Origin of the sequence: Levilactobacillus suantsaii (assembly GCF_004115745.1) — a bacterium.
GTDB lineage: Bacteria > Bacillota > Bacilli > Lactobacillales > Lactobacillaceae > Levilactobacillus > Levilactobacillus suantsaii.
Genome location: NZ_QXIL01000003.1, coordinates 1 through 20,475, shown reverse-complemented (window position 1 = coordinate 20,475; position 20,475 = coordinate 1). Strand labels below are relative to the sequence as shown.

Below are 20,475 nucleotides of genomic sequence, written 5' to 3'. Positions count from 1 at the left end.
CGCGGTGAAAGGAGTTAACAAGTCTTGAGTGAAGGACAAAAAATACAAGAATTAACGTTGGAAGAGGTCATGGGTGACCGCTTCGGTCGCTACTCCAAATCCATCATTCAAGAACGGGCCTTACCGGACATTCGTGACGGCTTAAAGCCCGTTCAACGGCGAATCCTGTTCGCCATGAATAAGGACGGCAACACCTACGACAAGGGCTTCCGGAAGTCCGCCAAGTCAGTCGGTAACGTCATGGGGAACTTTCACCCCCACGGCGATAGCTCAATCTACGAAGCGTTGACCCGGATGAGTCAGGACTGGAAGGTCCGCGAACCCCTCGTCGAAATGCACGGGAACAACGGCTCGATGGACGGGGATCCGGCGGCTGCTATGCGGTACACCGAGGCCCGGTTGAGTAAACTTTCGGGGGAAATGCTCCGCGACATTGAGAAGAACACCGTCGACATGACGTTGAACTTTGACGACACCGAGTACGAACCGACTGTCTTACCAGCGCGGTTCCCCAACCTCTTGGTTAACGGGGCCACGGGGATTTCAGCGGGGTACGCCACGGAGATTCCACCGCATAATTTAGGTGAGACCATCGATGCGTGCGTGTACTTATTGAACCATCCCCAAGCCACCTTGGCCGATTTGATGCAGTTCGTGGCCGGACCCGATTTTCCTACGGGCGGCATCATCCAGGGGAAAGATGGGATTATCCAGGCCTACAAGACCGGCCGCGGCCGCATTGAAGTCCGCTCGAAGACCACCATCGAACCCTTACGGGGCAACAAGAGTCAAATCATCGTCACGGAGATTCCCTACGAAGTTAACAAGGCCCAACTGGTCAAGAAAATCGACGAGATTCGCTTGACTAAGAAGGTCGAGGGCTTGGCCGAAGTCCGCGACGAGACCGACCGGGACGGCTTACGCATCGCAATCGAATTGAAACGGGACGCCGATGCCCAAGGAATTTTGAACTACCTGTTCAAGAACACCGAGTTACAGGTCACCTACAACTTCAACATGGTGGCTATCAACCATCAACGGCCAGAGCACGTGGGGCTAGTCGCTATCTTAACGGCCTATCTGGAACACCAACGCGATGTGATTACGCGCCGGACCAAGTATGATCTACAAAAGGCACTTGACCGGCAACAAATCGTCGAGGGGCTAATCAAGGCCTTATCCATCTTGGACCAGGTCATTGCGACGATTCGGGCCTCGAAGAACCGGCGGGATGCCCGGGACAATCTGGTCAGCACTTACGACTTCACCGAGAAGCAGGCCGACGCTATCGTGGCCTTGCAGCTCTATCGGTTGACCAACACCGATGTGACCCAGTTGGAAGACGAGGCCGCTAAGCTGGCGGCCGCCATTGAGACCGACCGGCAGATTTTAGCGGAGCCCAAGAAGCTCAATGCGGTCCTGCGAAAAGAACTCAAGGCCATCGCCAAAGAATACCGTAATCCGCGCCGAACGGCCATTCAAGACCAAATCGAAACGTTGAAGATCAAGACGGAAGTCACGGTCGCCGACGAAGACGTGGTGGTCATGGTCAGTCACGATGGTTACTTGAAACGGTCCAGCTTACGGTCGTATGCGGCTTCGGACGCCGCCGAAAACGGTTTGAAGGATGCGGATTATCCCATCTTTATGGCCCAATTGAGCACGTTGAGTCACTTGATGATGTTTACCAACCGGGGAAACTTGATCTACCGGCCGGTGCATGAAATCGCGGACGTCAAGTGGAAAGAGACTGGCGAACATCTCTCGCAGACCATTGGGTTGGAAAGCGATGAAGAAATCGTGGCGACCTACGCCTTTAGTTCCCTGGCCGAAACCGGACGCTTCTTGATTGCGACTAGCGATGGCTATATCAAGCAGACTGAATTTGCGACCTTGAAACCGGGCCGGACTTACAAGAAACGGGCAGCGGTCTACGAGAAGCTAAAGCATCCCGAAGCCCGCGTCGTGGCGGTGAAATATCTGGCTGAACCGACCGATGACCGGGGCGTCTTATTGGTTTCGCAAAACGGGTACGCGTTACGCTATTCGATTGATGAAGTCTCCGTCAACGGGGCCCGGACCACGGGGGTTCGCGCCATGGACCTGCGCGACGATGATCAGGTCGTTAATTTGGCGTTGGTCACTGACACTGACACTATCGCCTTAATCACGCAACGCGGTGGGTTTAAACGGCTAGCCATGACAGAACTGACGGTCACCAGTCGGGCTCGGCGTGGGGTCTTGATTCTCCACGAACTCAAGCGTAATCCACACCGAGTCGTCGACTTCTTGCGTGTCCCAAGTGAGAACCCAGCGCTAGAGATCATCACGGACCGGGAACGGACCCACGATGTCTTGCCGACGGACCACCCATTGAGCGGTCGGTATTCCAACGGCTCATTCGTGGTCGACACGGACGTCGAGGGAACGCCAATTCAGTTACGTCTGAAGCCCATCGAACTAGTTGTCAGTTAAGCCAGTATAAATGCTTTTATAAGCAGAATTAGTTGCGCTTTCAGTCCCCGCAGGCTATCATTGTGAGTAATGGTAACCATTAGGCTAACGAGTGCTCCGAGATTGCTCGGCACTCCGGTCATAAGGAGAAAAAGCGATGAAGACCAAACAGGAAAGTATTTTTTCTTCCAAAACTTTAACGTATTTTTTACAGCTGGCTGAAACAATGAATTATACCCAGGCGGCGCAGATTTTAGGCATTACGCAACCCGCCTTGACCCAGCAGATCAAGAAACTCGAGCGGACGGTCGGCGCCCCGTTGTTTTATTCCGTCGGCAAAAAGCTGCGACTGTCGGACGCGGGCTACACTATGCTGAACGCGACGCACGAAATCTACGGGATTTTAAATCAGGCGACCGATCAGATTCAGCAAGCCACGAGTGCCACCCAAGGTGAGATCAACATTGGCCTGTTGGCCTCCATCGAAGACGCAGTGTTCGAGGACTTCGCGATTATGTCGTACCAGAACAACCCTGGGATTCGGATTTCGTTTCACATGTTGACCCGGAAAGAAATTTGGGAACAACTGGAAAATAACCGTATCGATTTGGCCATCATGTATTTGCCAGACGATTCGATCAAGAATTGGAAACCTTACGATTCCAAGAAGATTATTTCCGATGACCTGTTGTATATCCACCACGATGAGCAGCTGGCCAAGAAACGGCGCATCAAGTTTCAGGATACCACCAACGGGCCGTGGGTCATGTATCCAGAGGGCTACTATTTGAACCAAACGTTGCATGAAGCTTACAAGAACCAGTTGGCCGATTTTCCGAAGAGCGTCGATAACTTCACCACGCCGTTACAGCTTTTGCATTTTTCAATGCAGACGCAAGCGGCAACGGCTTTGCCCAATTCGTTTATGATTGGTCAAGATGAACTGCCCGACACCTGGACGGCGCACTTTGACCCCAACATCCGCTTTGATTTAGCCTTTGTCTTTCGCAAGGGCAAAGCGGAGATCCCGCGGATTAGCCATTTTCTGGCCCAATTCGACCGGTACTTGCATACCGATGACTACATCTCGCGGCTCAAACAATTGCGTAACAACTAAGCTACACTTAAACTAATCTCGTTAAAGGAGTTTTTATCCATGAGTAAAGTATTGATTTTTGGTCACCAGAATCCGGATACGGACGCGATCGTTGCCGCCAAGGCCTTCGCTTACTACCAAACCCAAAAGGGCAAGGACGTTGAAGCCGTGGCCTTAGGTGACCCCAACATGGAAACCAACTACGTGTTGAACCACTTTGATGAACCCGCACCCCGGGTCGTCAAGACGGTGGCTAACGAAACGGACCACGTGATGTTAGTGGACCACAACGAAGCCCAACAAAGTGTTGCGGACCGCGACCAAGTCACCATCGACGCGGTCGTTGATCACCACAAGATTGGCAACTTCGAAACGGCGGCGCCATTATACTACCGGGCCGAACCAGTGGGCTGCTGCAGTACGATCTTAGTGGAAATGTTCAACGAAGCTAAGATTGAGATTCCAGCTAAGTTAGCCGGGTTGATGCTGTCTGCCATCATTTCTGACACCCTGTTACTCAAGTCGCCAACCACGACCGACGTTGACCGGGAAGCTGTCCGGGAATTAGCTGAAATCGCCGACATCGACGTGCAAAGCTATGGCATTGCCATGTTAAAGGCCGGCACTAACTTATCCGCTAAGAGCGACCAAGAATTGATCGACGCTGATGCGAAGTCCTTCGACATGAACGGTAAAAACGTTCGCATCGACCAAATCAACACGGTCGATTTGAACGACGTCTTGGACCGGCAAGCCGGGCTGGAAAAAGCCATGCAAGCCGAAAGCACGGACAAGGGTTACGACTTGTTCATTTCCTTAGCCACGAACGTCTTGACCAGCGACTCCGAATTGATCGTCGTTGGGGACGACGACAGCCAAGCCGCCGTAGAAAAGGCCTTTAACGTGAAGTTAGCGCAAAACCGCGCCAGCTTACCAGGCGTCGTTTCCCGGAAAAAGCAAGTCGTGCCACCATTGACCGATGCGTTTGCGGGCTAAACTTTAACTGAAAATTCAAACCGTCATCGTTTATGGCGATACGGTGTTCAAAAAAGGACTCAATTCCGTTGTGGATTGGGTCCTTTTTAGGATGTCTTCGTGCGCTGATTGGATTATAAAATAATTAATCACATTATAAAAAGTTCGTTAGTCTAATTGTTTTTCATAACACAAGTTCTGCAGTATGCTTTGGTAAGGTAAGTGAGAGGCTAAATTTTAGTTACTAATCCGGTAAAAGACCGGGTGGTTAAGGCAAAGAACTACGCCGACTAAGTGGAGGTGACGAAATAGCGCTGGTCGGTGGCGTAATCGAGCCGAAAGTCGTTTTCCCGTCACTTACTGATGACCGTCTCCTAAAATTAAGAAAGGTCGGAAAGATTTCAGCCGTTTACCGGACGGTCGCTAACCCCTGGAATCGACAAATATGATGATTAAAAAACAATTGTTTTCAGCGTTAGCGGTGGCAGGATTGGTCCTGCCACTGGGGTTCGCCGTAACCCCAGCATTAGCAGCTACCGGCGATACGACTACTACGGCACCGCAGACCGCTACCGGTAAGGCCACGGTAGCGGTAACGCCCGGGACCTTGGCATTTGCCACAGATAATGGTAAAGCCGTTGTGCCATCTTTTGACTTCAATGTCGGCTTGGATAGTTTAGACAAAGCCGTGCCCGCAGCAAATAGTGGTGATCTGAAAATCGATAACTTTTTAGGTGACGGTAGCAGCTGGAGCTTAACCGCCACTTTAGGACAATTTAATACGGTCAACAAGGACCAAAAGCCACAAGGAACTTTGGAATTTGACTCTAGCGCTTTGTCAAAAACCGACGCAACGGATAAGTTAAAGACCACTCAAGAAACGCTAGCCAGTCCCACAACAGCGACTGAGAAAGTTGCACCAAAGACGTTGTTCAGTGCACCTCAGAATGATGAAGACGGCATGGGAACGTTATCGATGACACTACAACCTAAGTTGACGAATTTTAGTGGCGTTGATCGTACAGGGACCTACACCGCAGATTTAACGTACACGTTAACTTCTGGTCCTCAAAAACAATCTTAAGCACAATTGACGACTAAACGGTCACACCAGGGCTCCTCCTTATGGGGAGCTTTGGTCATGTCCAGGGAGGGATTTTTATGTTGAAACGCGCTCTGGTTTGTTTCCTAATTCTCAGCGGGTGGTTCTGGTTTGGTGGCCCCAGTGCCCATGCTGATCAGGCAGCAGCGCCCGCTAGTTTTACGGTCACGCCCGTACTTCCTCGCGACAATGCTTCACACATAGCGTACTTTCAATTCCCGGTGCATCCCCGCGAACACCGGACGCTAAGCCTTCGGGTCACGAACCAGTCTCAACAACTGGGCGCTTACGCGGTAGTTCCGCGGGTGGCGGGAACCAATACCAACGGGACGCTAGACTACAGCATTGGCAATCATCTCGCCCAATTACCGGCCCAAGCGGCAACGCTCTTTGCGCCTAGCCAACGCCACGTGACCGTTCCCGCCCACACATCACGACTTGTGGACTTCCAGTTGACGGCGCCTAAACAGTCCTTCAAGGGCATCATGTTGACGGGGTTCACGGTGAGTCAAAGCAATGACTCGCAGCACACTCAAGCGGCCAAACACCGGACTGCTGGCATCGTGGCGCGAACGAACTACGTGGTGGCTTGTGAGTTTTACAACCATCGGTTAAGCCAACTACTCCCACCCAACATCACGTTCAAAGGTGGTCAGTACCGGCTGGTAAATGGGCAGCCGCAATTGGCATTGGGGATGTTCAACCACACGGCCGAACTGGTAGGTCAGGGACAACTGACGGCGAAGCTCCAACAAGCAACGGGCAAGACGGTGGCCAAATTTGATCAACGACCGCTGACGTTAGCGCCCCAGAGCCGCTTCAATTTGAATTTAGCGCCACAGCAACACCAGCTTGCGGCCGGGAAGTACACCTTAACTGGTAACCTATCGACACAGGGCGGCTTTACCTTTCCGTTCACGGTACCGGTGACCATCACCCCGCAACAAGCGCAAAGCGTTAAGCAACACATCGCTAGTCTGGGACCAAAGAAGCCAGTGAACTGGTTACTCATTGGACTGATTGTTTTAATGAGCGTCGTGTTAGTCTTACTGGCATTGAACCTTTACGCGCTCCGTGGGCACCGCTTGCCATGGGCGCAGCCGCAATTACGCCACCACTTGAAGGGGTGAAGGATTCGGGAAAGAGGGGACAGTGGTGCGATGGTTAAAAACGAGGATGCATAAAATTGGGTTGCTTTTTGTGGTCGTGACTTTAAGCTTTTGCCTTGGCGTAAGCGGACCATTACCGAGTCAAGCTAGCATCCAGGAACAAAGAATAAAGCAGAAAAAATCTTTATGGCCGAACTTCTTTAATTTGTCAAGTATGCTTCAGTTTATAGATAATATGATAGATGAGTTATTGAAAAATCGTTCACCCAAAAAATTTGAAAGTGATAAAAAAATAATAAGCAATCTGCTAGGTTCTCTTCCTGGTAATAAAAGTATTGCAAAAAAAGTACAGCAGGCAAAAGATTCGCAAGATTCGCAAGATTTACAAAATATTGTCAAAAATTTTGAAACAGAAAAAGAAAGTATTTCAGATAAATCTTCTTCCGCAATTAGGCTAACGATGTCACCTTCAAGTTTTGAGTTTCAGCCTATAATGTTGAAAGCTCACATGATGCCAAGTCAAATCACCCCACCAGCGCCAACCTTAACTGTGTTCAACCCCACGTCACAAGATTGGCATGTTAATGTAAAGCTAGGAACGTTTCAGGGCCCTCACGCAGTGCCAACGGGAGTTGCTTTGAATCTCCATACTACGGATAAGTCTAACCGGGCGTTATCTAACTTAACAGTGATTCCTGGTTTACGCTTGGTTCCTAATGATGAAGCTCATGAATTGCTAAGTGCTTCGAAACAAACAGATACCGGGTCGGCCACCATCGATTTCGACGGTTCCACACTCCAGTGGCCCAGTGACAGTTACGCTGGCACCTACACGGCAAACTTGACGTATACCCTAACAGTAGGACCGGAAAAATGACAAATCACAAAAATCGACAGTCAGTGCTTAGCTTACCTAAACACTAACTGCCGATTTTCGCATTAAATTTAATTAGTTATAGTCGTTAAGCGTTCGCGGACGTGATTCGATCCAAAATCGCTTGTGCCGCCACGTCGGGATGGTTTTCCGGAATCCAGTGGCCAGCGTCGACGGGGATGAAGCGGTAATCCGCCTTGACGTATTCCGCCGTTTTCTTTGCGGCCGCGGCGCCCAAAAAGGCATCGTGCCGGCCCCAAAGATAGGTCGTAGGCATGTGGATCAAATGGTCTTTCATATGCGGCTGGTTAGGCACCGTCAACCCGCGGTACCAGTTGATGGGGCCGCGTAAACTGGCCGGCGTCTTGAACCGAGCTAGGGCGTACTCGGTCGCTTGCTGGCTTAACCCTGAACGCCGCAAGAAAGTTTTGAGTCCTTTATGGGCGATGACTTCCGGTAACCCAGGGACCTGGAAGCCCCCGATATAGGCACTATGCAACAGCTGGGTGGAATGGTGGAACGACCAGGCCATCGCTTGGGGATGCGGCGTGGCAATCACTGTCAACGTTGTAATTCGTTGGGGCCATTTTTGCGCCAATTTCCAATCGAGAAGACCACCCCAGTCGTGGCCGACCAAGTGGACAGTCGAGAGTTGAAAGTGGGTGATCAGGGCGTTTAAATCGCCGAGTAAATGCGCCACGGTGTACGCCGCTCGGCCCTTAGGCTGCGCCGTTTCGGCGTAGCCCCGCATCTCGGGGACCCAGGTCTGGTAACCCGCCGCCGCGAGTCGGGCGACCACGTGGTTCCAGCTGACCGCGTCTTCGGGAAAGCCGTGCAACAGCAGAATCGGTTGGCCGGTCCCAAACCGGTACACGGGGAGGGTCAGGCCCTCATGCGTATAGGTTAAGCGAGTTCCCAGTGGTTGGGTGATGGTGGAACGAGTTGTCATAATTTTACCTTCTAATCTTTCAAGAATGTCTTTAATGTTATCACAGGTTAGGGGCCAGTGATAACCGAAACGTTCTGCGACCCGATTAGAGTCGAAAACCTTTATGGGGTGATGCATACGTTAAATCGATGCTATCCGGGTGGCGGCCGAAAATTTTCGGGGAAATAACTTTTTCACCCCGCGTTAGGTTAATTTAACGCATACGTTGTATACTTAAAAGAGAAATTTACGCTAGAAATGAGGGGTTTTGATGACAGATAACACGTTAAGTACCGTTTTAAAACAGTACCGTGAAGAGGTGGCGCACGCTTCGTTGACGCGCCAAGCGTATACGGCGATTTTGAAAGCAATCCGGGAGTTATATCTTCAACCCGGGCACTCCTTTTTGGAACGGGAAATTGCCGACCTATTAGCGATGAGTCGCACTCCCGTTCACGAAGCATTGATTCGTTTGGAAGCGGCCGGCTGGGGGACCGTGATTCCGCGGCGGGGGTTTCAGGTCGCCCCGATTCAAGCCCAAACCATTACGGAAATCGCCCAGATCAGTGCAACGCTGGAGGGCTTGGCAACGGCCCTGGTAACCTCCCAGCTCACCGACCAACAGTTGACCCAACTTGAGACGCTCATCACCCAGCAAGACGCGGCAATGCAGGCGCAAGACCTACGCCGTTACGTGCAGATCGATCAGCAGTTTCATAGCCAACTGGTGGCCCCGACGCCCAATCACCGGCTGGGAATTCTGATTGGGAGTTACGCCGACCAACTCTACCGGGCCCGGTTGTACGCCATCGACGACCGGACGTTACCGGTCCAGTCACTGCAAGAACACCGGGCCATCATCGCTGCCATCCGGTCGCGAAATGCCCAGGCCGCGCAAGAACTCATGGTGGGCCACCGACACCGCGGGAGTCAGGAAATGGTCCAGATTATTCGCCATAAGGAAACGCCAACTGGGAAATAGTCACCTTGACATTAATGTATACATTAACTACAATAAAGCTAGATTAAGCGCTTAGTCTAAATTCAACCGTCGATCAGGTTTAATTGAATGGAGACTACTGAATTATGAAGATTGTTGCGATTAAAGAAAAGCCCGTTAAAATTAGTTCTAGTATCCGTAACGCATACATTGATTTCTCAAAAATGAACGTGTCGGTCGTGGCCGTGGTCACGGACGTTAAACGCGATGGCCAGCCCGTGATTGGGTATGGGTTCAACTCCAACGGTCGTTACGCCCCGAGTGGTATCATCAACTAACGCATGATTCCCCGCATCATGCAGGCCAAGCCGGAAGACTACTTAACCGCGGACGGGACTAATTTGGACCCGTTCAAGCTCTGGGACCTCATGTTGACCAACGAAAAGCCTGGGGGCCACGGTGAGCGATCCGTTGCTGTGGGGACCATCGACATGGCCATTTGGGACGCGGTGGCAAAAATCGAAGAAAAGCCGCTGTACAAGTTACTGTCCGAACGCTACGGGGATGGCCATCCCGATGACAAGGTCTTCGTTTACGCGGCCGGCGGGTACTACCAACCGGGCAAGGACGACACTATGCTCCAAAAAGAACTCAAGAGCTACTTAGATTTGGGCTACTCGGTCGTCAAGATGAAGATTGGCAACAGCCTGGAAGAAGACCAGCGCCGAATCGAAGCAGCGTTGAAGGTCGTCCCATCCGGGCAACACTTGGCCGTCGATGCCAATGGTCGCTTAGATTTACCGACCGCCATCAAATACGCGGACATGTTGGCGCCGTACGATTTATTCTGGTATGAAGAACCCGGTGACCCGCTCGACTTCCAGCTGCAAAATACACTGAGCCGTTACTACTCGCAGACCATGGCCACGGGGGAGAACCTCTTCTCCATGCAGGACGCGCGGAATTTGATTCGTTACGGGGGGATGCGCCCCGACAAGGACTACCTCCAATTTGACTGTGCCTTGAGTTACGGCCTGGTCGAATACATGAAGACCTTGAAGATGTTGAAGGAAAATGGCTGGTCGTCTCTCCGGTGCATCCCGCACGGTGGGCACCAAATGTCGTTGAACATCGCGGCTGGCTTGAAACTGGGGGGCAATGAATCCTATCCCGGTATCTTTGAACCGTTCGGTGGCTTTGCGGACGATGAACCCATCGAAGACGGTTACGTGAAGTTGCCGCAGGTTCCGGGGATTGGCTTCGAAACCAAGGCCAAGTTGATGAAAGTCTTGCGCGACGTCGCGGCGTCCTAAGCGGTAAGGCTAAAAACAAATTCTATTTACTGAGAGAGACATCCCCGTGATGACGGTCGACTTACCGTGATTACGGGGATGCTTTAGTCTCAACTAGTGGCTCCTGTCATTAGTGACGCCCCGTAAGTAATTTGCCACCCTAGTTAAGACCGAAACGGGTATAATTAAATTGTTATCCGGACGCACGGGAAACCGCCGCGTTTTGGATAACAATAGAGCGAAGGGAAGGATTCTTAAATGAAAGCAGCTGTTTTTGCGCAGGCCGGCCAAATGAAGGTCGCCGACATTGATAAACCCACCATTCAACAACCCGATGACGTGATTCTCCACATCGTGCGGGCCTGTGTCTGTGGTTCCGACCTCTGGGCCTACCGGGGCTTCGATGATAAGGAAGCTAATTCCGAAAATTCCGGGCACGAAGCCATCGGAATCGTCGATGCCGTGGGCGAAGACATCACCACGGTCAAACCCGGCGATTTCGTGATTGCGCCGTTCACCCACGGGTGTGGCCACTGTCCCGCTTGTTTGGCCGGCTACGATGGTGTTTGCCAATCGCACACGGACAACTTTAGCGACGGCGACCAAGCTGAATACGTCCGCTTCCAACACGGACAATGGGCCCTAGTCAAGATTCCGGGTCAACCCAGCGACTACAGCGAGGGGATGTTGAAGTCCTTATTGACCTTAGCCGATGTGATGCCGACGGGTTACCACGCGGCGCGCGTGGCTCACGTGAAGCCGGGTGACACGGTCGTGGTCTTAGGTGACGGAGCCGTGGGCCAATGCGGCATCATCGCGGCCAAGTTGATGGGCGCTAAGCAAATCATCTCGACTAGTCGCCACGCCGATCGGCAAGCCTTAGCCAAGGAATTTGGCGCCACCGATAACGTGGCTGACCGGGGCGACGAGGCCGTCAAGCAAATCATGGAACTGACCCAGCAATTTGGCAAGATGCGATTAAGGCCTGGAACAAAACGGGGGCGTTTAAGTTTAAAAAGGGAACGGCAAAGACCGCGCAAATCAAACTGACCACGGACACGGCCAAACAATCCGCGACAATGGGCGATAACGTGGGCGTGACCGAATACTGGGCGCGCCATAACGACTTAATTGCCGTGATCAGTACGTTGAACCCGGCGTTATTAGCTGAGTTTGGTTACTCCCATGCCGACGACGAACACGTGGCCGAACACGAACTGGGCCATGCAATGGGGTTGAATCATAACCCCTCTTCCCGGAGCGTCATGTATTACCGCAATCGCTCGGAGGGCATCCAAAAAGTGGACGTGCTGGGCGTTAAGGAACGGTACAGTACGCCGGCCGGTGAATCGGATTAAGTTAGGCATCATAATGTGCAATTAAATAAGGGCTTTAGGACCGGTTAGTCAACGCTACAGTAAGTTGATTAGCCGTTTTTTGGGTGTGGTGTTAATCGGATAAAAATTTCCTTTGAAGCTTCGTCTACACTGCCAGTTGGAGGAGAGGGTCAACGTCATTAATTTAAAGCAGAAAAAGGGTCGCTTAACGTGACTTTAGCGGTATACTTAACGTTAGTTAACCAGCGTTTTTTCGGATTATACGATTTTTAATCGATTTTAGCGCTAAAATGGTTAGCTTTAAGGACGAAGGGTTATTAACTATTTTTTTAAAGGGGATGCCGTATGACACATAAAGCTTTATTGGCGCTGATGTTCGCGTTAGGGGGACTCACGATTGGGGGAATCGGGGATGCCCAGGCGAGCGCCAAGTACTACACTACCAATCCAGGAATCATCTGCACCAAAAAGACCGTGGTTTACTATCAAGATGCCGCCAAGACCAAGCGACTGGCAACAATCCACAAGAATCATTACGCTCAAATCAGTCAGGTGATCCAAGCCAAAGGGCACGCGCCTGTCCTCAAAACGACGACCGGAAAATACGTGACCGCTAACCGGGCGTTTGTCGCGAAGACCGCGGGGTATCAAAATCCCAAGCGGTACTATCAAGTTAGCTATTCCCAGATTAAGCCTTACGGACAGGTTGGGTACACCGTCAAGCGGAACTACGAAGGAATCAAGACCTGGAAGATTATGCGGCGCTTAGGGACCGCTAACGGCTACAACAAGTACAATGCGGCGACTTATCGCGCCGTCCGGACGTTCCAAAAACGCCATCATCTAAAGGTCACGGGCAACGTGAATCAGCAGACCTGGGTGAAACTTGGCTTCTCCAAGGCCAGTTGGACTAGCATTGACGCGTACGTTGCACCGCTGGGGGCGCACGCCTGGAACGGGCGTGAAGACCACATCAACGCCATGATCAAGCAGGCTCGCCTTTACCTAGGAAACCCTTATTTGGTCGGTTCCTCCAGTAGTCCGGCCTACGGGACCGATTGTTCTGGATTGGTGATGCAAGCTTTATACGCTGGCGGCATTAATCCTCAACCAATCAGTGCCATTCACCACGCTTTCCCAGGGAACGAATGGAACTCCCGGAACCTCTGGGCCAGCAAGCAGTTCAAGCACGTGGCTTACCAGCATAAGCAACGCGGCGACTTGATTTTCTACTACCAGCCGGGGACCCACACGATTTGGCACGTGGCCATTTACCTGGGGCAGGGCAAGGTCATCGAAAGCTGGCCACCACGAATCATGATTCAACCGATTAAGAACAGTCAACGGTCGGACATTGCCGGGGTGGCACGGGTATTCAATTAGTTAAATTAATTTGAATGACTTCTAGAAATTTTAAAGGTACAGAATAGCCCCCTAAGATTGGCGCTTAATTGCCATCTTAGGGGGCTATTTGTTGGAAATTTATTTGCGAAAAGGCCTTATAAGGCTTGCCAAAATGCTATGGGATTGATAAGGATCGGTGACATCTATCCAAGTGAAAAATTCGGGGACTGATAACGGTAAAATATTGCCCCCAAAATCGTCATTGAAAACGGTAGGGGGTAAGGCTTCTTTATATTTTTGGGAAGGTTTATCACCAAATTTGGGGGCGTTGGTGTCCAAGTTAGTGATGTCATAAAGTAAGTTACGATTTTTAGGCTGGTAGGTAAAACTCTCCGGATGGCTTAAATAGAGATTGCGCCATAGTTCGCGTCCTGATTGAGCGGCATCGTCGATCATCCCCTTAGGAAAGAAATCGGGTAAGGGCAAGTGACACATCGTATAATAGTCCTCAAATATTTGCCGAGTGACAATTAAAAAATCATGTTTCTGACCATTGATGTCGGTGACAAAGGTCGTATTGACATCGTGTATCTTTTCTTCAAATCGCATAAGAAAATCTTTAAACAGGGTGTTGTCTAAGGCGTTCGCAACTTTTTCGTAGGCGATGGAACAATCCTTAGAATGATTTTTATCGAAGATGTTACTGATTTTTAAGTAATAGGCACGGCGAGCGGCACGAGCATTCAAATGGTAATCAACTGTATTGGTCGTTCCAATAAATACCGGATATTCATCCCCATTTTCGTTCGCGGTATTATTAGAATCCACAATTAGATCACGAGCCTTACTAAAGAAGAAATCGGGAACTTCGTCAATTAGCAACGGATAAACTTTTGTCTCAATCAGCCACCGACTAATTTGTCGAATACCGTTGTCCTTGGCGTTGCGCGCTTGTTGGGGGACGATACTGGCGTAATTCATAATCTGTTGAGAATCGACGTTCAGTTTAATCATCTTAGCAATTAAGGTTAAGAGTAACGTTTTCCCCGACCCAGGCCGCCCACCAATGAATAGAAACAGGGGGACGTCTGCTTCCGAGGTGCTCCCAGTCAAATGATTGCGAATATATGAAATAAACGGCGCTGTAAAGGCATAGAGAATGGTTTCATAGACACGTTTGGACTCTGTTTTATCTGGTTTGATGGTATACGCGGTATAACTGGCAATCAACGTCGCAATCGTTTGGAGTGAGCTTTTTATTTCGGCTAGGCTGGCGTATCGACCGAACGAGACTGCTTCGTCGTGGTTAACGACGCTTGGAGCTAATAGCCCACTTTCATTTTTTTCGGGGTTAAATTGCGTATCTTGTCGTAATAGTCGCGGCCGCTCACTTACAGTTTCGCTCACGGGCTGAGTGACCTTAGTATGTAGTGTTTTAATGAGTTTAGTCGTTAAGGTTCGGGGCGGCGCAATGGTTGGGTGTTGTCCTTTTTTAACGGTGATGATGTCATCAGCCATTTTGTAGATGGTTTTGGTCTTGATTTTTTGATCATTGTCTTTTTCTGCTTGTTTGGCTCTACTTTTAGCGTTCGTAATTTCTTGAATTCGTTGCGGTAGCTCTGGACTTAAAATTTTTGTTTGAATTCCCCGTTGAATTGCTTGGGCTTTAATAGCCGTATCATTAGCTTTAATGGCTGCCATGTCATCAGCATTGAGGGCGTCTGGTGAAAGGATGACAGCCGCTTCTGCCGTAGGATTATTGGTAAACAAGTCCAAGCTCTTAACGGGTTCTGGACTAAACTCAACGTTATTGGGATGAGTGCGATGCAATAATTCTTTGGGAAAATAATCGGTTAGATTAGGCTTGATGTCCAGCGTAAAGTGTTGCAGCCAGAGGTGGTAAAGCTGAGGGTCATCACTAATGACAAGGGATTCCATTTGATTGGTTTTAGGGTTGAAAGCCATGTCAGATAAATTAGCCGAGCCAATGATAACCCGCGTTTTACCACTATCGGTGTTGCTTAATAGGTATAACTTTTCGTGGATGGCGAGACCGGGAATGGGAATTCGCATCGAAAAACGATGATCAATTACAGACTCGCGCATTTGAGGCGTCAATGCTTGATAAAGTTTAGTCGAGTCACCTTCATAAATTGAGTCCAAGGTGTTGGCTACGGATAGTCGTTCTAATTCCTCATTGTTGGCAGCTTGGACTGAATGTTCCGGGATACCAACGACAAGCGTTAGCATGTGGAACGCAGACAAGTAATGATTGATAAATTTGGGGGATGCAGAATAGGTCACACCGATGAAACTGTCAAATTCATCTGTATCCAAAATCTTTTTAATGGACCAATCGACCTGTTTTCCGTTATATAAGATAAAAGTTGAATTCATGGAAGACACTTCCTAACCTGTAAGAGTGGTAAACCTGGTCATCGGTGAGCTTTACGCCATGACCTATTTTTTATCATACTAAAGCTTGGGGAAGTCACGAAGAATAATGACTTCGATCGGTGCTTAAGAATTTAATGGTTACTCTAGTTTGGTTAAAGCATTAGGTGTCAGTGTTAGTTGACAGATTTGATCCGGTTGATTATATTTAGATTAATTATTAATGAGCATTTTATCATAATAAATTGATTTTGCCTATATGGGAGAGACCCCAATGTTAATTAGGTCAAAAGCCCTAGGCCGTACATGACACGCACCATAGCGGCGATCCAGTCGGCCGATAGTTTAGCCTTTAACGCCGAAATCGCTATGGTTACCGGTATTATCCGCCTAACATTAGGGGGAACTTGATTTCAATCTGCTGGAATATGTCAAGCAAGCGGCAATGGTCACTTTGAGAAAATTAAGACATTAACTAAAAGGTTCGGCGTTGATAGCTCAAACTTCAAAACTTTCTCCATTGAAATTGAAGATGAATCAAAATTGTAATTACTGCGGGAGAAAGAAGGCCAGTCGAAATGAGTAAAGCTTTGCGGCGGAATGTTCAAGCTTATTACGTGGCATTAGTTCTAATCACTATTGCATCGGTTTTACCCCATGCAGTTCTCACCATAGTGTTGCTAGCTAAGGGGCTTTCCTTATCCCAAATGATGCTAGTTCAAGCAGGGCACAGTTTGGCGATAATAATTTCAGAATATCCCAGATGAATCAGGGACATCAATTCACGAGTTAAGATAGTTGCTATTTGCGCTAAAAAATTTAGAATATTAGATAGTGCGAAATAATTGCACACAATTGACTAGGAGGGATTCGGATGACAGCAAAGGAAACACCAGCAGATCTGAAGCAACGCTTGACCACCGAAGAATACGCCGTGACCCAAAACGCCGCGACGGAACCCGCATTCACGGGAAAGTACGACCAGTTCTTTGAACCGGGCATCTACGTGGACGTCGTCAGTGGTCAACCACTGTTCAGTTCAACGGACAAGTATGATTCTGGCTGCGGCTGGCCGGCGTTTACCAAGCCCATTGCGGCCGAAAACGTCGTCGAACATACGGATCACTCATTCGGTATGGTCCGCCAAGAGGTGACGAGCCAAGAGGGGAAATCCCACTTGGGCCACGTCTTTACGGATGGGCCGACCGATAAAGGTGGCTTGCGCTACTGCATCAACTCGGCAGCCTTGAAATTCATTCCGGCTAGCAAATTAGCTGAAGCCGGCTATGCTGACTTTGCCCAACTATTTCCTAAGCAAGGAGGGTCCAACAATGGCTAAGACTGACACCGCAATTTTTGCGGGCGGCTGTTTCTGGTGCATGGTGAAGCCCTTTGACAGTCAACCCGGCATCAAATCTGTAGTTTCTGGTTACACTGGTGGCCACACGGTCAACCCGACGTACGAAGAAGTGGCATCGCACACTACGGGCCACACGGAAGCCGTCGAGATTACTTTCGACCCAGACGTTATCAGTTATGCCGAACTAGTCGAAATCTACTGGCGCCAAACGGATCCGACCGATGCCAGCGGTCAGTTCCAGGACCGCGGCGACAGTTACCGACCCGTCATCTACGTGAACAGTCCAGAACAACGGCAAATTGCGACGGCTTCTAAACGTAAGCTGGCTGCAAGTGGTCGGTTCGATGATCCTATCGTCACGCAGATTGAGGACGCCCAACCGTTTTACCCTGCGGAAGAAGAACACCAGGACTTTTACCGCCGCAACCCGTTCCGCTACCAAATTGAAGAAATGGGTGGTCGTGAGGCCTTCATTCAACAGAAGTGGAACTAGCGTAAAAGAACGGGGGCAAACAGATGGGATACGTGTTAAATTTGCGGCAGGTTGTGGGGTCGCAGCCCTTGATTGTGGTTGGGGCAGCCGCTTTGGTCGTGCAAGCGGACCAGCTCTTGCTGGTCAAACGCCGTGACAATCAACTATGGGGTTTACCAGCTGGGTCCAAGGAATTGGACGAAAGTCTGGTCACCACGGCCAGCCGTGAACTACATGAAGAAACCGGCTTGGTTGGTCAGCACCCGAAGCTGTTGACGGTCGTCAGTGGTCCAAACATGCAGTATCGGTATCCTAACGGTGACCAGATTGATTCAGTTACCGCCGTCTACGCTTTAACGGCCACGGGCACCGTGCAGACGAGCAATGAAACCAGTCAGGTTCAGTACTTTTCACGGCAAGATTTGCCCGTTGACTTGACGCCCATTACTAAACAAATTTTAACTGAATTGAAGTTTTAAATGTCTCGGCATAATCGCCCGCTAAACGGTGATTATGCCTTTTTTGGTGAGTAATTCAAAAATCGAAGCTTTTTAAGTAGGTCTCAAATTAAGTGCCCACTGAATTTCATAGGTAAATGAAGCGGCTTGGTTGATGCGTGCTTTTTGTCAGGAATGACCGAATAACCACGTAGTTAGCGCCAATCTAGGCCCTATGATATACTGGTAATACTTTTTCTAAGGAAGTGAGACTAATGTTTTTAGCACCATTATTTGAATGTGATGTTCCGACGCGCCACTAATCAGCGGCGCGTGTCCGCTGATTTTATCGCAAGTTAAATAAAATAAGCGGAGGAATTTATCTTGAAAACTAATAGAATACTCGGAAGTGTTGATCTCGTGTTGGCTGCGGCCATTTGGGGCGGTATGTTTGTAGTCGTCAAAAGTGTTGTGGCTGAGATTCTACCAATTCAGCTAGTGTGGTTGCGTTACGTCGTGGGAGCAGTGGTTCTGCTCGCACTAGCGTTACTGCGCCGCATCCAATGGCATTGGGATTGGCGTAACCTAGGATTGATTGGGTTGGTGGGAATTATCGGTGATACGATTTCTATCGTGGCCCAGGAAACGGGAACTTGGCTGTCTTCAGCCCAGCTAGGATCAGTCGTCACAACGGCTACGCCCGCCTTTATGATTCTCTTTAGTTGGCCCTTACTCAAGCAACGACCGCACTGGTACCATTGGTTAAGCTTAGCGTTGGCTAGTAGTGGTGTTCTTGCTATTGTCGGTCACCAAGTTACCGGGAAGCATATTGCATTAGGGGTCATTTGCTTACTGATTGCGGCACTGACTTGGGCCTTAATGTCAGCGTTAGTGCAACTGATTGGGTCAGAATATGATGGCCTGCAGGTCACTTTACTGGCAACCGTTGTCGCCATCATCTGCTTGACTCCCGTCATTGGGTACCAACACCAGGTCTTACAGACGATTCACTGGGGGAGTCCCCACATTTTCCTGAGTATTTTTTATCTGGGTGCCATTTCGACGGCGCTGGCCTTTTTCCTATGGAACCAGGGCTTGCGGCGTTTCGATAGTCCGGCTTCTGGAATCTTTTTCTTGATTCAACCGGTAGTCGGTAGTATTTTAGGTTGGTTATTTCTCCAAGAGCCTATCTCTAGTGGCTTCTTTGGTGGATTGTTCCTGATTTTACTAAGTGTGTTAGTGACCAGTCGGTTTGGCTAGCGGCCGATGCGAACACAGACTCACTTAAATGATTTAGTTAAATAAACATTGACGTTGCCAAGAACATATATAATCACAAAACGCACAAAAACACTCTGAGTCGGTTTTATGCCGAGCTCAGAGTGTTTTTTTAGACTATTTTTATTAAACCTCACTAATGATTGCGGCTGATAAGTTAATAGCCATTAGCGAACCCGATTATTCAACCAGGTGATTAACCGGTGGGCGACAAGTCGTTGTTGCTTTTTTACCGTTATCGTGGCGTCATGATCACCTTTTTGATGACCATAGCTTCCGAAACCCGCGTGATTACCGCCAGAAATCTGGACATACTTAGTTTCTTGAGGTAGGAAACGTTTGGCCTGTTGGTAGTGCGCTTGGTTCAGAACACCATCACGGGTTGCGGTTAGTGATAAGACGGGGACTTTGGTGTGCCGCAAACTCCCTTTAGCTTCCGGATAGCTGGCCAGGAAAAAGGCGCCTTTAAGTCCTTTCTGGTGCTGATGTGCGTACCGACTAGCCATGGTACCGCCAAGCGAATGGCCACCAATCACGTAATTCTGTTTAGTACGGACTTTGTTCGCAGCGTTAACCCGCAGAACGGCGAGATCTAAGGGAAAGTGAACGATATAAACGGAATAGCCAGCTTGAGCAACCTGATGAGCCCAGATACTGTAGCTTTTGGGATCCACCAAAGCGCCGGGATAGAAAATAATCTGGGGATTGGCGTCGTTTCCTTGAAATTTGGTTGTCGAACTGACCATGATACTGGTTTTGGCTGCGGTCGTAGCGGCGGTGCTGGGTGTATAGGCTTGCTGTTTAAGCACAATCACACCAATTATAATGATAAGCAGCAGGGCTAGAAGACCGCCCAGTAACCATTTACGAATCTTTTTCATAAAATAAATCCTCCTGTAATTCATTTTATCATGAACCAGACACGGTTTAGGCATAATTCACAGAAAACCCAGAATATAAGGCTTCTTTTTACGACGAATTGTCAAATCAAGTGTAACTTTTTACCGAAGAAAACTTCAGATGGTGTCTTCCAGCCTAAGACCTTACGGGGGCGATTATTTAAATTCCTGACAAACTTCGCGA

Annotated in this window: 18 protein-coding genes and 1 pseudogene; 16 read left to right on the top strand and 3 right to left on the bottom strand. The window is 49.5% G+C overall.

The annotated features are described in order from the left end of the window. The first annotated feature begins 24 nt into the window (after positions 1–24). From parC to DXH47_RS02120, 6 genes are all read left to right on the top strand, one after another. A complete protein-coding gene (gene parC, locus DXH47_RS02145) occupies positions 25–2,475 on the top strand; it encodes a DNA topoisomerase IV subunit A (RefSeq protein WP_129031438.1) in 2,451 nt (816 codons plus the stop codon). 136 nt (positions 2,476–2,611) lie between these two features. Continuing rightward, complete coding sequence (locus DXH47_RS02140; RefSeq protein ID WP_129031437.1) at positions 2,612–3,571, top strand: LysR family transcriptional regulator; 960 nt, start codon at positions 2,612–2,614, stop codon at positions 3,569–3,571. A 39-nt stretch (positions 3,572–3,610) separates the two neighbouring features. Beyond that, positions 3,611–4,546, top strand: a complete 936-nt coding sequence (locus DXH47_RS02135; RefSeq protein ID WP_129031436.1) for a manganese-dependent inorganic pyrophosphatase — start codon at positions 3,611–3,613, stop codon at positions 4,544–4,546. 424 nt (positions 4,547–4,970) lie between these two features. Continuing rightward, positions 4,971–5,609 carry a hypothetical protein gene (locus DXH47_RS02130; protein WP_129031435.1) on the top strand — a complete coding sequence of 213 codons (639 nt, stop codon included), beginning with the start codon at positions 4,971–4,973 and terminating at the stop codon, positions 5,607–5,609. Between the two features lie 77 nt (positions 5,610–5,686). Then, complete coding sequence (locus DXH47_RS02125; RefSeq protein ID WP_170954930.1) at positions 5,687–6,757, top strand: WxL protein peptidoglycan domain-containing protein; 1,071 nt, start codon at positions 5,687–5,689, stop codon at positions 6,755–6,757. Between the two features lie 25 nt (positions 6,758–6,782). After that, on the top strand, positions 6,783–7,613 hold the full coding sequence (locus DXH47_RS02120; protein WP_129031433.1) for a WxL domain-containing protein: 831 nt from the start codon (positions 6,783–6,785) through the stop codon (positions 7,611–7,613). 85 nt (positions 7,614–7,698) lie between these two features. On the opposite strand, the gene DXH47_RS02115 is transcribed toward DXH47_RS02120, so the two are convergent. Further along, positions 7,699–8,559, bottom strand: coding sequence for an alpha/beta fold hydrolase (locus DXH47_RS02115; RefSeq protein ID WP_170954929.1), 861 nt, complete (start codon positions 8,557–8,559; stop codon positions 7,699–7,701). A gap of 250 nt (positions 8,560–8,809) precedes the next feature. Between DXH47_RS02115 and DXH47_RS02110 the strand changes: the two genes are divergently transcribed. The 6 genes and pseudogenes from DXH47_RS02110 (at position 8,810) to DXH47_RS02090 (ending at position 13,490) form a co-directional block, all read left to right on the top strand. Further along, positions 8,810–9,520: a GntR family transcriptional regulator gene (locus DXH47_RS02110; protein ID WP_129031431.1), complete on the top strand. Its 711-nt coding sequence runs from the start codon at positions 8,810–8,812 to the stop codon at positions 9,518–9,520. A gap of 104 nt (positions 9,521–9,624) precedes the next feature. Next, on the top strand, positions 9,625–9,816 hold the full coding sequence (locus DXH47_RS12005) for a hypothetical protein (protein WP_318531338.1): 192 nt from the start codon (positions 9,625–9,627) through the stop codon (positions 9,814–9,816). A gap of 18 nt (positions 9,817–9,834) precedes the next feature. After that, positions 9,835–10,791 carry an enolase C-terminal domain-like protein gene (locus DXH47_RS02105; protein ID WP_318531337.1) on the top strand — a complete coding sequence of 319 codons (957 nt, stop codon included), beginning with the start codon at positions 9,835–9,837 and terminating at the stop codon, positions 10,789–10,791. Between the two features lie 237 nt (positions 10,792–11,028). Next, a pseudogene (locus DXH47_RS02100) lies at positions 11,029–11,739 on the top strand (alcohol dehydrogenase catalytic domain-containing protein); the annotation flags it as partial. Further along, on the top strand, positions 11,733–12,128 hold the full coding sequence (locus DXH47_RS02095) for a M57 family metalloprotease (protein ID WP_129031429.1): 396 nt from the start codon (positions 11,733–11,735) through the stop codon (positions 12,126–12,128). The pseudogene DXH47_RS02100 and the gene DXH47_RS02095, both read left to right, overlap by 7 nt. Before the next feature lie 324 nt (positions 12,129–12,452). Further along, on the top strand, positions 12,453–13,490 hold the full coding sequence (locus tag DXH47_RS02090) for a DUF5776 domain-containing protein (protein WP_129031428.1): 1,038 nt from the start codon (positions 12,453–12,455) through the stop codon (positions 13,488–13,490). Positions 13,491–13,589: 99 nt separating this feature from the next. Here the strand turns inward: DXH47_RS02090 and DXH47_RS02085 are convergent, their stop codons facing one another. Beyond that, positions 13,590–15,848: a hypothetical protein gene (locus tag DXH47_RS02085; RefSeq protein WP_129031427.1), complete on the bottom strand. Its 2,259-nt coding sequence runs from the start codon at positions 15,846–15,848 to the stop codon at positions 13,590–13,592. Positions 15,849–16,719: 871 nt separating this feature from the next. Between DXH47_RS02085 and msrB the strand changes: the two genes are divergently transcribed. The 4 genes from msrB (at position 16,720) to DXH47_RS02065 (ending at position 19,374) form a co-directional block, all read left to right on the top strand. Further along, on the top strand, positions 16,720–17,184 hold the full coding sequence (gene msrB / locus DXH47_RS02080) for a peptide-methionine (R)-S-oxide reductase MsrB (protein ID WP_129031426.1): 465 nt from the start codon (positions 16,720–16,722) through the stop codon (positions 17,182–17,184). Then, on the top strand, positions 17,177–17,698 hold the full coding sequence (gene msrA, locus DXH47_RS02075; RefSeq protein WP_129031425.1) for a peptide-methionine (S)-S-oxide reductase MsrA: 522 nt from the start codon (positions 17,177–17,179) through the stop codon (positions 17,696–17,698). The genes msrB and msrA overlap by 8 nt, the downstream gene beginning before the upstream one ends. 23 nt (positions 17,699–17,721) lie before the next feature. After that, on the top strand, positions 17,722–18,156 hold the full coding sequence (locus DXH47_RS02070) for an NUDIX domain-containing protein (RefSeq protein WP_129031424.1): 435 nt from the start codon (positions 17,722–17,724) through the stop codon (positions 18,154–18,156). 342 nt (positions 18,157–18,498) lie between these two features. Continuing rightward, on the top strand, positions 18,499–19,374 hold the full coding sequence (locus tag DXH47_RS02065; RefSeq protein WP_129031423.1) for a DMT family transporter: 876 nt from the start codon (positions 18,499–18,501) through the stop codon (positions 19,372–19,374). A gap of 185 nt (positions 19,375–19,559) precedes the next feature. Here the strand turns inward: DXH47_RS02065 and DXH47_RS02060 are convergent, their stop codons facing one another. Beyond that, the gene (locus DXH47_RS02060; protein WP_129031422.1) at positions 19,560–20,273 is read right to left on the bottom strand and encodes an alpha/beta hydrolase; all 714 of its coding nucleotides are present in this window, start codon (positions 20,271–20,273) and stop codon (positions 19,560–19,562) included. Positions 20,274–20,475: the final 202 nt, after the last annotated feature.